Origin of the sequence: Nitrosomonas sp. JL21 (assembly GCF_009833095.1) — a bacterium.
Classification (GTDB): Bacteria; Pseudomonadota; Gammaproteobacteria; order Burkholderiales; family Nitrosomonadaceae; genus Nitrosomonas.
On sequence record NZ_QRCB01000053.1, the window covers coordinates 25,936 to 40,774 of the forward strand.

Annotated in this window: 11 protein-coding genes; 2 read left to right on the top strand and 9 right to left on the bottom strand. The window is 47.5% G+C overall.

The features are described 5' to 3' along the window. Nucleotides 1-19: 19 nt before the first annotated feature. The 4 genes from ABF87_RS13525 to ABF87_RS13540 all read right to left on the bottom strand — a co-directional run bounded on the left by ABF87_RS13525 (nt 20) and on the right by ABF87_RS13540 (nt 7,497). Nucleotides 20-3,652 (bottom strand): glycosyltransferase, encoded by a 3,633-nt coding sequence (locus ABF87_RS13525; protein WP_160829643.1) that lies wholly within the window; start codon nt 3,650-3,652, stop codon nt 20-22. A gap of 122 nt (nt 3,653-3,774) precedes the next feature. Next, on the bottom strand, nt 3,775-5,346 hold the full coding sequence (locus ABF87_RS13530) for a GNAT family N-acetyltransferase (RefSeq protein WP_205012707.1): 1,572 nt from the start codon (nt 5,344-5,346) through the stop codon (nt 3,775-3,777). A 119-nt stretch (nt 5,347-5,465) separates the two neighbouring features. Further along, nucleotides 5,466-6,752 carry an ABC transporter ATP-binding protein gene (locus ABF87_RS13535; protein ID WP_160829645.1) on the bottom strand — a complete coding sequence of 429 codons (1,287 nt, stop codon included), beginning with the start codon at nt 6,750-6,752 and terminating at the stop codon, nt 5,466-5,468. Further along, a complete protein-coding gene (locus tag ABF87_RS13540) occupies nt 6,742-7,497 on the bottom strand; it encodes an ABC transporter permease (RefSeq protein WP_160829646.1) in 756 nt (251 codons plus the stop codon). Before ABF87_RS13540 ends, ABF87_RS13535 begins: the two co-directional genes overlap by 11 nt. A gap of 455 nt (nt 7,498-7,952) precedes the next feature. Between ABF87_RS13540 and ABF87_RS13545 the strand changes: the two genes are divergently transcribed. Both ABF87_RS13545 and ABF87_RS13550 read left to right on the top strand, forming a co-directional pair. Then, on the top strand, nt 7,953-10,457 hold the full coding sequence (locus ABF87_RS13545; protein WP_160829647.1) for a hypothetical protein: 2,505 nt from the start codon (nt 7,953-7,955) through the stop codon (nt 10,455-10,457). A gap of 251 nt (nt 10,458-10,708) precedes the next feature. Continuing rightward, nucleotides 10,709-10,891 carry a hypothetical protein gene (locus ABF87_RS13550; RefSeq protein WP_160829648.1) on the top strand — a complete coding sequence of 61 codons (183 nt, stop codon included), beginning with the start codon at nt 10,709-10,711 and terminating at the stop codon, nt 10,889-10,891. A 36-nt stretch (nt 10,892-10,927) separates the two neighbouring features. Here the strand turns inward: ABF87_RS13550 and pyrF are convergent, their stop codons facing one another. The 5 genes from pyrF to cmk all read right to left on the bottom strand — a co-directional run bounded on the left by pyrF (nt 10,928) and on the right by cmk (nt 14,837). Beyond that, nucleotides 10,928-11,632, bottom strand: coding sequence for an orotidine-5'-phosphate decarboxylase (gene pyrF, locus ABF87_RS13555; protein ID WP_160829679.1), 705 nt, complete (start codon nt 11,630-11,632; stop codon nt 10,928-10,930). 11 nt (nt 11,633-11,643) lie between these two features. Continuing rightward, nucleotides 11,644-11,844 (bottom strand): LapA family protein, encoded by a 201-nt coding sequence (locus ABF87_RS13560; protein ID WP_160829649.1) that lies wholly within the window; start codon nt 11,842-11,844, stop codon nt 11,644-11,646. A 169-nt stretch (nt 11,845-12,013) separates the two neighbouring features. Further along, nucleotides 12,014-12,304 carry an integration host factor subunit beta gene (locus ABF87_RS13565; protein ID WP_160829650.1) on the bottom strand — a complete coding sequence of 97 codons (291 nt, stop codon included), beginning with the start codon at nt 12,302-12,304 and terminating at the stop codon, nt 12,014-12,016. Between the two features lie 9 nt (nt 12,305-12,313). Then, nucleotides 12,314-14,026 carry a 30S ribosomal protein S1 gene (gene rpsA / locus ABF87_RS13570; RefSeq protein WP_160829651.1) on the bottom strand — a complete coding sequence of 571 codons (1,713 nt, stop codon included), beginning with the start codon at nt 14,024-14,026 and terminating at the stop codon, nt 12,314-12,316. 127 nt (nt 14,027-14,153) lie between these two features. Then, entirely contained in the window at nt 14,154-14,837 is a 684-nt protein-coding gene (cmk, locus tag ABF87_RS13575; RefSeq protein WP_160829652.1) for a (d)CMP kinase, read from the bottom strand. Between the last annotated feature and the right edge of the window lie 2 nt (nt 14,838-14,839).

Consider the following 14,839-nt stretch of genomic DNA (forward strand, 5'->3'; position numbering starts at 1 on the left):
CTCCCGATGCTTAACGGCATTAATTCAATATTTCCCGCCGCGGTGGATCTGCCAAGGAAAAATCTTCCCGATCCAGTGTTAAATTCGGATTGTAAGCGGGATCGTTAAATAATAAATGGCTCCATCGTTGTTTTATGTATTCAATTTCGGTACGAAACCGCGCCATTTTTTCTGGTGTGTTTTCATAACCGCGCGTTGCTGATTCATGATGATAAAGCTCGGCGTGAGGTGTCCACACGTTGCGATAACCCGCTTCCAGTAACCGCAGGCAGAAGTCGACGTCATTGAATGCAACTTGCAGATTCTGTTCTTCCAATCCGCCCACTTGCTCGTAAATGGATTTCCGGACGAGCAGGCAAGCCGCGGTCACGGCTGAAAGGTTCTGAGTACAACTGACCCGTACAGACTGATCGGCCTTTTGGCGCGGCAGATGTTTGTGAGAATGCGCTGCAATCCCTCCAAGACCTAAAATGACGCCGCCATGCTGCAGCGTGTCATCGGGATACCACAGTCTTGCACCAACCGCGCCGACGCCGGGCTGCGCCGCAATCGCAAGCATTTCAGATAACCAGTCCGGGGTAATGACTTCCACGTCGTTGTTCAGCAGGCCGACGAACTCACCGCGGGCATGCCGAACGGCATTATTGTTCAGGGCGGAGTAATTGAAAGGACGGCTATCCCTGAGAATGCGGGCGTGGCCCTTTTCTTCCAATTCGCTGAAGTACTGCAACGTAGCCGCATCATCGGAATTATTATCAACAATGAGGATGTCATAGTTTTGGTAGGTTGTTTTTTCGATGATGCTCGTAATGCATTGACGAAGCAACTGCACGCCATTTCGGGTCGGTATGATCAATGTCACTGAGGGCTGATCATTGGGTAGAGCATATCGTACCCGATAGTAAGCACCGTTGGATTCCGCTGTGGCTAGTATTCCCCGGCGTTGAAAATGTTCGTTGAGTGCTCTGAGTCCGGCCATCTGAACATCTGAATCGATGGTTGATGTGCCGGTCGGATGACTTGGGGCGCGGACATGATAGAGGATGCGGGGAATATGATGAATTTGTGCAGCAGAAATTCGCTCAATGAAACGTAGCGCCAGATCGTAATCGGCAGCGGCCTCAAATTCAGCCCTGAATCCACCGATTTCTCGCAACAAGTCGGCGCGAAATATCCCAAGATGAGCAAAAAAATGATGAGAATAGAACAATTCTTGATTCCAGTCACATTTGAAATAAGGAGTTGTTCTTTTGCCTTGCACATCGAGCTGATCTTCGTCCGAATATATCAACGCAATATCCTGTTTTTTATTCAATACATCCAATATCCAAAACAACGCATCTTCGCTTATTAAGCTATCGGGATCGAATAAACCGATCCATTCACCCTGAGCGATGTCGAGCGCGCTATTAACGGCTGAGGCAGTATTAATCTTGTTCGAATGCCAAATTATTTTGATGCGTGCATCATGGCGCGTATATTCCTCCAGCAGGGAGCGAATCGAGCCATCGGTGGAATCATTATCTGCAATGCATAATTCCCAATGGGGGTAAATTTGTTTTTGAACCGCTTCTATCCATGTTTTTAACCACTCTGGATTTGGGTTATGAATAGCTGCCACCAACGAAATCAATGGTTTCTGTGCAAATTTTTTCAAACGGGCCTGCAGCTGGGAACGCGATGCATCTGACAATGTGTCATAGCGGCGAGTCCACTCTTGATATGTATCGCCGTCGTTCTGAAGAGATTGCTGCCAAGAGAAGAATCGCATCATCCTGTAGGCCAAGGATTTAATCCCTTCTTGTTTCACGATAGCCAGAATTCTGCTGATCAATCCGATGAAACTACCATGGTATTTCAGTGTTGCGCTGACTTTCTGTGCAAGCGTGCGTATCCACCGGATGGTCAAGACTAATCCTCTCAGCGGACGGGTAATTTTCCAGCTATTGGACATGAGCACTTCTTGAAGAATCTTCGATTGTTTGATGAATTGCTGATGTTGGCTGGTTATTTCCTGGGCTTGGGTTGTGATTAGCCGTTGCTGGTCGTTGATCTGCTGTTCTTGGGACAGCAGCCGTTGATTCTGATCGTGAATATGTTGTTCAAGTGTTGTTAATTGCTGTTCTTTGGCTTGTATATAAAGCTGTTGATCTCTGATGTGATGATCTTTGGCAAGGTTGAGATGAATGCGTGTCATTAGTTTGGTCAGCTCGTCTTCTCGCAAACGAGGCAGCCATTTTTTGAAAAGTACCAAGCTGGCTTGCTCGACGATCCGAGGATCGGCATTGACGCCAAAACCCGTTCGTTGAGTAATTCGATAAACCGCACTCAATTTATCAACGAAGAGGAAATCGGTGTGCATGGATAGTTGTATCCAAAAATCCCAGTCTTCATACAAATCAAGCGTTTCATCGACGCGACAGCCCAGATCGAGCAATTCCCGCGCAAACAACGCGGCGTGAATGACGATATAATTACCCGCGAGGAGCTGTGTACGGTCAAATGAGGAAGAAAATTTTGTCGGCAACGGATTTTTGTGTTCATCGACACACTTTGCCCCACTGTAAACGAGTTTGACTTCAGGGTGATTTTTAATGGCTTGAGTCAACGCATCGATATGATCTGCTTCAATCCAATCATCATCGTCCAGGAAAATCAGGTAATCACCCCTGGCTTCTTGCAGGCCGATGTTGGCGGCCCGGCTGCGGCCCAGGTGCGCTTGATGGTCGACCATTCGCAACGGAAAACGTCCGCACCATTCTCCCAGATCGCGGTGAGCGTCGCCTTTGGCATTTACCACTACGACTTCGATATGCGAATAGGTTTGCAAGGCGATAGAATCCAGTGCATCGGAGAGTGTGTCGCGATCCATGCTGCGGATGATGATACTGACCAATGGAATATCACTGCGATCGAGCGCCAATCCTAACTCCGTTTGACGTGCGTGTTCGGATTGATAAAGCTTTAGAGGATCGAGCGTGAGTTCTTCGGTTGAAACCAGAAGATAAGCTTCGGCCGCCGTCACATCGGCAGGCAACGTATAAGTACGGAAACGATTTAGGGCAGCGATATGTTGATCGTAACGTTGACGGGTGTTTTGGGAAACGAAACACTCCATTGCCCGAGCCTTGCGTTCAACTAAAGAGCTGATGTCCAGCAATTGATTGGGATGAAGAGGGATGCCTATTTCGTATAACGCAGCGCGTAACGTTGTTGCGATTCTTCTGACAGCTTCAAGCACAGCCATGCCGACAGCGCGATGATCAGGATGCATCTCGAAAATTGATGGCGCATAGATCAAATCAGCACCGGATTCACGGATGGCTGCGAGAATTTCTTGGATGAGTTTTTCCCCATACTCAATCTGACGGTCGGGGTAATGCCAGAATCTCGGGGTGCCATAACCCATAATCAATGCGGCTGCAATGCTTTCTTGCTGGCGTTGCGATATGTACTCAGCCATATTTTCATCGCTGACGCCATAGGAACCATCAGTTAATATGATGACCTGCACCGGCGTATTGTGCTCGATATGCCGCATGATGGCGCCGCCGCAGCCGAATACTTCATCGTCGGGGTGGGGGGCGAACACTAGAGCTTGTGTGCAGGAAATATGGGGTGTAGCTTGAAAAGGGACGAGGATATTTTCCAAGAAAATCTCAGTTCGTAATGTTGGGTTGTGTTGCCGGTGTGAAAAAGCCCGGGTATTTTAACCTGAACACCGCATGAATTCCTACCTCAGCATCGGAGAAGCGGCAACCCATGAGCCGTTCATCAGCGAAAATCCATATCGCCACTCATCAACCACCAATGATCCTTGATTACTGCAGCAGAGGGGCCATTGCTCCAGATATTGGTGGGTATGCGAATATTGATGGGGTGCTGAATCCCGCCGGCAACCTTAAATAGATGAGCGAAATTTGCGGTGATTCGACAAAACAGCCGAGCAGCGCCCTGCATGCCTGCCAATCGTCGGGCATGCGTGATCAGTAATGGAATGTCGCTCAATGCAGCGACACAATCAACCAGTTCACATCCTTCCGGGACGAGCCGCAACACGAAAATACCCCGGACCTTGCTACTCAAGCGATTCTTCATGATCAAGAATTGATAGTCGTGGGCGGGGTGATTCAGATACCGGTGTTCGAGATAACGCCAGTCCCGGATGCCTATGATCGCTCCTTGTAGATCTGCGGCCATGCGCTGCCAGCACGAATCGATCGCCTTTTTTTCGGCATCGGTCGGTGTTTTCTGGATTAATCGTAAACGCGTGCTCCAAAGCGGTAATCGCGAATGAGGGCTCCAAGAACATTCAACCATATACCCGACATCCGCATATAATCCCAGCAGTTCGGCCAATTTCATGTGCCGGTCGTTTGGAAATCCATATCCAATGAAATAGGGTTTACCATAACCGATATAGCGTTCCAGAAAAGTGGCCATCATTAAAAAAATAGGGCCTTTCTTGGTCAAAACGCCACGCTTGCTCGAATCGACCATCACATCACCGATCTGAACGGCGGTTTGCGGTTGACCAAAATAGAGTATTCTTCGGCCCATGCCGCCATAATGGGCAATCAATTGATGGCCTTCCCAGATTCCCACTGCCCGCGCCGACGAGTCATCATATTTCCATTCCCAGAACGCGCGGCTCATGTCGTGATGAAAGGTTTTTCTGAACAGGCTGCGCATGTCATCGATCTGTGCTTTTTCAAGAATACGGATGCGCCACTTCGGCAGCATTTTTTTTCTGAAATGAAGCAATGCAAAAATGCCAGAACGATGGTTCTCGTGAAATGAATAAGTGGGGGCTTTGACTGATGTTGGAGGATCAAGGAGCAGGTCGAGATCGTCGCTGGTTTTTTCGACAGCGAGCGCATGTTCTCTGGGTACATCGATGCATTCCAGCAGTTCGAAACCACATCGTTCCGCCAGCGCGATGATTTCTTTCAGGACAGGAAAGTGATTGGAACTGGGGGCATCATACATGTGCACGAACTGATCGATGATCACCAAATCCCCAGCCAGAGACAAGTAATCGATGGCGAGATTGAAAATAATCAATGGTTCAACGGGCTGCGCCACTAACAATCCATCAAAGCGCTCTGCTGGCGCTGCAAAATTTCCGCCGGCATGGCTGTGGATGAATGTGCCGGAGTCCGTGGATTGTGCTGGATCAGTCGTGGATTGCTGTGCTACAGAGCTTATGTATCGGACGCGGTAACCTTGCCGGTCGAGCAGCGATGAAGAAGCTTCGAATCCCGCGCCGATTGCGAGCAGGTGGCATGGCGGTGCTGGCAATCGCGTCAACAGCAGATTGATTGAAAATGGTGCTAATGGGTGCATTCGGCGTAAGGAATGTTCAAATCGTTATTTGTAGAGCGGATGCGTATATTTTTGAGCTCAATGACAATCAACCGATAAGATTCCTGGAAGGAAATACGCATTGAGTGCTATCAGATTGATCAATTTTGAGTGGGTGCGCTGCTCTCACTGGCGGTATTGTCCCATCGATGTGGGATCGAGAAATAGCCTTGTAAGCGGCCTTTCTGTCGTATTTGCAGGGTAGCTACGCGTTCTGCGGCATCATACAGATGCAGGCCGCGCTCGCAAAGCAGATAGGCGCTGACCGAATATTCCCCTTTGAGCAGGGGTAATTGATCAAGAGTGAGGCAAACCTGTCCGTATCCGTCCGCTGAACGATGTACATTGAAGTCATCTTCCCAGGTCGCTGCACTGGTAATGATTCGGCCTTCTTTGGTTTGCAGTGCCATCGCAAGAGTAGGGCACGGCAAGGTGGGATCGGAAACGAAAGAAATTTCCACGCTGAGGCTGGATTCTCCGCTGGTGAGCGGAGCGCCATCGATATCAATATCTTGCGTGCGCAGTTTGATTTTGTCCAGATGAGCGCTGCCGGAGATCGTGTGCCGTTCGGATGTCAATGTGATGGAGGGAGCAAGTGGTGCCTCGAGCGTCGGATCGCTGGAATTCTTGTCCAAAAATGCCTGATACGCAGTGACGACCTGAGCCGATTCCCCATCCAGGACGATTTGGCCTTGATGAATCCATAGCGCGCGCGTGCATAATGATTCAACCTGAAATAATGAGTGTGAGCAAAACAGAATGGTTTTTCCTGCGTCACGCATTTGCATGATGCGAGTGAATGATTTTCGTGCGAAAGCGCCGTCGCCGACGGATAACGCCTCATCGATCACAAGAATATCCGGATCCACGCTGATGGCGACAGAAAATGCCAGCCGAACGAACATGCCGCTGGAATAGGTTTTGACGGGCTGATCTATGAAATCCCGGACCCCCGAGAAATCAATGATCTCTTCAAGACGCTCGGCGATTTCAGTGGCGCTTAAGCCCATGATGGCGGCGCTCATGTGAACGTTTTCGCGGCCGGTGAACTCGGGATTGAATCCGGCGCCCAGCTCCAACAATGCTGCCACCCGTCCATTGATCTGCACTTCGCCCTGGGTGGGCGTCAATGTGCCGCATACCAATTGCAATAACGTCGATTTTCCAGAACCATTTTGACCTACGATGCCGATGACCTCGCCGTGCCGTATGGTTAAGTCAATATCCCGCAGCGCCCAGAGTTCCCGGTAGTATTGCCGCGCTCCCAACCAACGATGAGGCCATAAGAATTGTTTCAGGCGATCCTTGGGATGCGGATACAACTGATAACATTTCGATAATCCATGAGCGCTGATCGCCGTCTCAGAGTTCCAACCGCTAAAGGACATCCGCGAATCCTTTGCGGGTTTTTTCGAACCACATCAAACCACCCCAGGCAACGAATAACGCCAGACCATAATAAATCATCAGACCCTGCCAATCGGGTAATCGACCGTATAACGTGACGCTGCGGACCTGCTCAATAATGAACGTCAATGGATTCAAGAATAAATAATCACGCACTGATTCTGGGAGTGCCGAGGCCGGATAAAAAATAGGGCTCATAAATAGTAATACCGTCAAAACCAAGCCGATGAATTGGCTGATGTCACGGACGAAAACGCCTATGGATGCCAACAACCATGATAATCCCATGATGAGCAGGAGAAATGGCAAAATGATGATGGGTAAGTAAATCAGCGTGGCGTGTATCGGATGATCAGTGAGCATCAAAAAAACAAATAAAACCAGAAAATTGATTCCAGCATGAAACAATGCTGATCCTAACGTTATCCACGGCAGGATTTCCAGAGGGAAAATGATTTTTTTGACATAATTGACATTGGCGAGTATCAATCCCGGTGCGCGTGAAACACATTCCGAAAATAGATTGAAAATAATTAATCCGGCAAATAATAGTAGCGCAAATGCAAATTTATCGTCATAAAGCGTCTGGGTTTGATCCAGACGCACTTCGAAGACGATGCTGAACACGAAGGTATACACCGCGAGCATCAGAATGGGGTTAACGAACGACCACAATAGTCCTAAAATTGAACCCCGATAGCGCCCCAGTACTTCCCGTTTGATCATTTGAGCAACTAAAGGATAATGCCATTTCAAGGCCAGGAAAATTCGGAATAAATAGTGTGTGGGAGGATGCAAGGGATTATTATGAGATGTCAGAATATAAATAGTGTTAGCACTATACAATAAATTGCCTGTCCATTTAATTGAAAGAAAAATTCATAACAAAGTAGATGCCCTGTTGTGAGCCGGTTAGCGGATCTCATCCTGATGAATATCGATGATAGTGAAATCTTCTGAGCATAAATAGGCTTGTTGCAAATAAACCACATATGATTTATCAACTTCGGCTGTATACTTGCAAAGCAATGTGGTTTTGGGCAGAATGCACCTCAACTTGGCTTTTGTGGTATTTTCTGCTAGTAAGTCGGTTGGTAGCGCAGAAGTTCATAGAATCAAAGTGAAAACTTGCAAGTAATTTACTTTTGTTATTTTCATTAATTTTATTTGAGGGAGCTCCCATGGCTATAACACCAGAACAACGTGATGATATTTTGAAGGTAACTGTTGGTTTGTTTAACGGAGCGCCAGGTAATGTTTACTTACCTGACCTCGCAGCAGTGATCGAAGGTGGTGCTTCCACCGAACAGTTAGCTGACTTGTTAGCCGCTCACTCCTTATTTAAAACCAGCATTATCGGCGGTAAAGTAACGACGGACGAACAAGTGGATGTACTGTTGAGCCATTTCGGTCTGGCGGCGGATGATGATCCTGCCAGCCCTGGTTCACAAGCCAAAGAATACTTCCTTGCCAAACTGACGGCAGGAGAAGGATTCGGTAAGATCGTCATCGATGCGATCAATTATCTGGAAGGATCGCCTGCGGAAGAATTCGTTTCCACAGCGACCCTGCTGGCTAATAAAGTAAAAGTTGCTGCAGCCTATTCATCTCAAGCGGGATCAACCGATTTGGCGTTACTGCAAACGGTGTTGAGCAAAGTGACCGGAGATCGCGAATATACTCCAACCGACGTTCAAAATGCGCTGAATGAAAGTGGCGTTCCGACTGGTTCAGGTCAGGAATTTAATTTGGTAATAGGGGAAGACAATCTGACGGGTACGGCTGGAGATGACATCTTCAAGGCGCTGGTTACACAAGACAATAATGGAGCTCCAGTCAATTCGCTTGAGTCCGTAGACAAGCTCGACGGCGGTGCTGGAACTAAAGATACATTAACTGCGACATTATCAAATGATGGCGCAACGCCCCTGCTAGCTAATATTGAAAATATTAATGTGCGTTTTACCAGTGCTGATACGCTTGATCTCAACAATGCAACAGGTGTTCAGGCAATTACTGTTAATTCGAGCACCGACGTCGGAACGGTTAGTAATATTGGTGACGTAGCTGATTTGTCTGTTAGAAATCAAAAACAAGACACCATCTTTGTTGGTAATACCGCAACGAGCTTAAATCTAGATTTGGCTGCTTTTGGTGATGCGGATGTTTCCAATACGGTTACGTTGGATGATGGTGCAACCACGCTGAATCTGTCGGCAAGCAATGCATTTGCTACCATCGCTGGCTTAACTTCAGTTGAAACACTGAATGTCGCTGCGACTGGAACGAATGTCGTTACGCAAGGTTCGGGAGGCGTTACTACTGCGGCGACCATTACCGGCACAGGTAGTGTCGAATTGGTGACCCCATTCACCGTATTGGAAACTTTAACTGCAACTGAAAATTCAGGTGGCGTAACTGCAACCGTGAATGGCGCAGCAGTTACTGTTGATGGTGGAACAGGTAATGATGACATTACTTATACCGCTGCGTTGGCTGCTAATGCTGCTGTGAATCTGGGCGCAGGCGATGATTCGTTGACGATTGCTGGAATATCGACTGCTGGCGCTACTGCCGATGCTGGAGAAGGTACCGCCGATACATTAGCTGTTACCAATGGCACGTGGCTGAATGCGGATGCCGCAGATGTGTATTCCAATTTTGAAACGCTGGAAATCGGTGGTGGACAGGGTGTCTATGATATGGAAAATCTGCCCGGCTTGACGGCAGTAACCATAGGTGCAGCGCTTGCAGGAAACGCCGATATTACAAATGCAGTTGCAGATGCCACAATCACAGTCAATGCAGAAGCAGAAACCGACTTGGTACTTGGAAATGATCTGACTTATGCATTGGCCGATGCAACCGGAACCGCAGATGCTGCTTCCCTGACATTGAACGCATTGGATGGAAGTGATGATACATCCGCTGATGGCTTAGTCTTCGTGGATTCATTTGCAGCCGATGACATCGAAACCTTTAATATCGTTTCTAATATTTCTGAAGCTGACGCTGAAGCAGATAGCACTGATTACTTTAATACAATCACTGCATTAGATGGCGATGCCGTTGAAACGATCAATGTCAGCGGAACTGCTGGTTTGGAAATTACCACCCTGACCGCGGCTGCACTCAACAAAATTGACGCCAGTACCTTAACCGGTGCATTGACAGTCGATGCGAGCGCTGCTGATGGCGTTGAATTTATCGGTGGTGCAGGAAATGATGTCTACACGGGAACCGACGGCGGAGACACCATTACCGGTAACGGCGGGGCGGATAATATTACATTAGGAACAGGTGCAGTTGATACCATCATTCTGAATGCAGCAACCGATTCGCAATTGAATGCAACTACCGATGGGCATGACATCATTACCGGCTTCGGTGTTGCCGGTCAGCTCGACGTCATCGATGTGGGTGTTGCAGGATTTACCGGTCAGCAAGCTTCTGCGTTGGCTAACAAAGGCGCTTTAGCTAACTCTGCAGTTGATGGATCGACTTTATCTGTAACAGACTTCTTCGCATCAGGTGGTCAAGACCGCGGTGTTGCAATCGGTACCAACGGTGGCAGTACGTTTGTATTCGTGGATGCCAACAAAGATGGTAACTTTACATCAACTGATGATGCTGTTGTAGAACTAGCTGGTGTTACCGGTGTAACTTTGGCTAACTTCGGTTTCTAAGATTAGAAAATAAAGTTAAACTTCAAAAACAAAAACCACCCAAGCAATTGGGTGGTTTTTTTATTCTGGTATCACTTTTTATCGAGAAATAAAGATTGCCCTGGCGTTTGCGAAATCAAATAATACATTCAGCAGGAAAAATTATTGGAAGTGAGATTGAGGTTTTCAGCTATAGCCGTTAAAAGGTTGAGTAATGGCATCTGTGACTTTTGATATCTCAAAATTTCTCGAAAAGCTCAAGAAAAGTAGGTATGCCACGCGATCAGGCAGCGGCTATCGCAGAAGCACAAAAAGATGCGTTTACTGAAGCTATGGATACTCAATCAGTTTCAAAAAGTGATTTGATGGAAATGGAGAATCGATTAATTAAATGGAGTGTCGGACTGGTTTTGGGGCAAGTAGCCGTTATCGCGGCTTTGGTAAAGCTACTCTGAAGGAGTCAACCGATCAACCTTAGTAGGCGTCACCAATTAACTTGTTTGTTGGAAGCAGGCTATTTCTGAATTGATCTGTTGGCAGACCAGCAGGGGATCGGTGGCTTGGGTAATCGGTCTGCCTATGACCAGATAATCGGAGCCATTCTGAATGGCCTGTTGCGGTGTCGTGATTCGCTTTTGATCAGCTGCTTCTCCTCCTGAGAGCCGAATGCCCGGCGTTACCAAGCAAAGATCCTTGCCCAGTAATTGCCGCAGATGCGTTGCTTCCAATGCCGAGCAAACAACGCCATCCAATGCGCAATCGCTCGCCAATCGCGCCAATCGTCCGACAATCTGAGCGGGTTCTCCTTGTAATCCAATGTCTTCAAGATCATCCTGGTCCATGCTGGTAAGCAGGGTGACGGCGATCAGCCTGGTGGAATTCTCAGGAATGGCACTTCTTGCGGCTTGCAGCATCTTCCGTCCACCCAGCGCGTGCACGTTGACCATCCAAACGCCCAAATCATGCGCAACTTTGCAAGCGCTGGCGACGGTGTTCGGAATATCGTGGAATTTTAAATCGAGGAATACGTCAAAGCCCTTCGCTATCAATTTTTCGACGAGCTGAGGCCCTGCGGCGGTAAACAATTCTTTGCCGACTTTGAGGCGACATAACTCAGGATGAAGCCGATCGGCCAGAGATAACGCCTCTCCGGCACTGTTGAAATCAAGCGCGACAATGATGCGCGGATTCTTCAAGGTAGAAGAGATCAGCAATCAGCGCGGCGCCCAAACAATAAGGTAATGAAAATGCCTAGAGCGAAGAAAATCAAGAGCACGACACTAAGCGGAAGTTCAAGCGATTTGTCCAGGTAGTACTGAAGTGTCACCGGTTGCGAGTTTTTGGAAGCAAATACGGCCAAAATTACAAAAACCACAATACGCAAAATCCATGTCATCAGATTCATCATAATGAGTTCAATCCGTACGAATTAATTAAGAATGAAAAGTAATCCAATAATGTTCGTTCTAATCTTGGGCAGCTCAGATAACTTCGGATAATTGATTGAGTGAACTACAGCCCGTCAATCAATTACCCGGAACAGATGACCGTATTGGATCATCTTCTATAAGATGCAATTATTTTTTTGATTTGTAATCAACACGCTCACGCATTTCTTTGCCTGCCTTGAAGTGTGGGACGTATTTTTCAGGTACTTTGACTTTCTCTCCTGATTTGGGGTTGCGACCGATGCGGGGTGGCCGATAGTTGAGATCGAAACTGCCAAATCCACGGATCTCGATGCGCTGGCCCTGAGACAGGCTTTTGGCCATGGCATCGATAATCGTTTTGACAGAGAGCTCAGCATCTTTCGTCACCAATTGCGGGAAGCGTGCCGCAAGTCGTGTGATTAATTCCGATTTTGTCATGAATATTCCTTATTGCTCAGTATTTTTACTGTCCATTTTGGCTTTCAGTAAAGCACCCAGACTGGTGGTTCCGGCATTTGCAGGTGTTTTGATTTTTTGCAAAGCACTGGTTTCATCAGATTTGTCTTTTGCTTTGATAGAAAGATTGATGGTGCGATTTTTTCGATCAAGATTGATGATCATGGTTTCGACTTTGTCTCCTTCTTTTAGATGGGTACGGATGTCTTCAACACGATCACGGGAAACTTCGGATGCGCGTAAATAGCCTTCGACCTCATCGGTCAATGCAATCACGGCGCCTTTCGCATCAATGGATTTTACGGTCCCTTCAATGATGCTGTTTTTATCATGTTCTGCAACAAAGCTGGTGAAAGGATCACCTTCCAATTGCTTGATTCCCAGCGAGATGCGTTCGCGCTCGACGTCGATCGATAGAATCAGCGCCTCGACTTCATCGCCTTTTTTATAGTTAAGAACTGCCTCTTCTCCGGGCTGATTCCAGGATAGATCCGATAAATGCACAAGGCCGTCAATATTGCCTGGTAAGCCGATGAATACACCGAAGTCAGTGATTGATTTGATTTGCCCGCTTACTTTATCGCCTTTTTCATGAGATGCGGCGAATTCTTCCCATGGATTAGGCTGGCATTGTTTCATGCCCAACGATATGCGGCGACGTTCTTCGTCAATTTCGAGTATCATCACTTCAACTTCATCGCCGAGTTGAACGATTTTGGATGGGTAGACATTTTTGTTCGTCCAATCCATTTCAGAAATATGAACCAGTCCTTCGATGCCTTGCTCGATCTCAATGAATGCGCCGTAATCCGTCAGATTGGTGACTTTGCCGAATAAACGGGTGCGGGCAGGGTAACGTCGCGACAGGCCAACCCATGGATCTTCGCTCAATTGTTTCATGCCCAGTGAAACGCGGTTTTTTTCCTGATCGAATTTGAGCACTTTGGCGGTAACTTCATCGCCGATGTTGACGACCTCGGAAGGGTGCTTGACGCGACGCCAAGCCAAATCAGTGATGTGCAGCAAACCATCAATGCCGCCCAAATCGACAAAGGCGCCATAATCAGTGATATTTTTGACTACGCCATGGACGATCGCACCTTCTTGGAGATTCGACAACAATGTTTCGCGGTCGGCGCCCTGGGTCGCTTCCAATACCGCGCGACGGGAGACCACCACATTATTACGCTTGCGATCCAGCTTGATGACCTTGAAGTCCATTTCCTTATTTTCATAAGGGGTCGTGTCCTTGACGGGGCGAATGTCCACCAGCGAACCTGGCAAAAATGCACGAATGCCATTGATCATGGCGGTTAAACCGCCTTTGACTTTACCATTTACCATGCCGGTGACGATCTTGCCGCTTTCCATGGCTTCTTCCAAGTCATGCCAGGCGGTCAGACGTTTCGCTTTGTCACGAGAAAGACGTGTTTCTCCATAACCATCTTCCAGGGATTCAATGGCAACACTGACAAAATCACCAGGTTTTACTTCGATCTCGCCACGATCATTTTTAAATTCTTCGACAGGAATGAAACTTTCGGATTTGAGCCCGGCGTTAACGACAACGATATTATAATCAACGCGAACGACTTCAGCCGTGATGACTTCGCCGACGCGCATTTCCTGGCGTGAGAGACTTTCTTCAAAGAGTGCAGCAAAACTTTCTGGGGATTTTTGAGTTGCGGAGGAAGCAGTAGTCATTATAAAAATACCTGATTAATATCAGCCTTGGCTTGCGCTAGGCCAATGGGTTAGTTAATAAAATGTCTGAAACACATTCACAGTTTTCTATTTCCCTTATGTCAGCAGAAATATTGTCAATGCATGTTCAAACGGGGATTTTTGCACAGATTTCATTATACCAGCACAATACTTTCTCTTGTGCCTGGGCAATGGTGAGTGACGTAGTGTCCAATAATCGGGCATCTGTTCCCTGCATCAGAGGGGCAGTGCTGCGATTGCGATCCCGTTCGTCACGTTGTTGAATATCTTGCAACAAGTCGCAGATGTTAGCATCCATTCCTTTCTCTATCAACTGCTTATATCGTCGTTGTGCACGAATTTCAGCGCTCGCGGTTAAAAATATTTTAAGAATGGCGTCAGGGAAGATGACAGACCCCATATCGCGTCCATCAGTGACTAATCCAGGAAGTTGACGAAAGTCGCGCTGGCGATCAGTCAATGCTGTGCGGATTTGAGGATAAGTTGCTAATTGAGACGCCAGAATACCGCATTTTTCAGTGCGAATATCATTGGTGACAATATAACCATCTAAGGCAATGTCATCATTGCCGAATGTCACGTTCAAGTTCCTGGCGATATCCACAAGCGTTGCGATGTCGTCAATGTCGACATGGGATTGCATCGCTTTCAAAGCGACCAGTCGATACAGTGCGCCACTATCGAGGTAGTGAAAGCCCAGTTTCTGTGCTACTAACTGCGCGATAGTGCCTTTGCCGGAAGCGGAAGGGCCATCTATGGCGATGACGGGAATGTTGGAGTCGTTTTTCATCG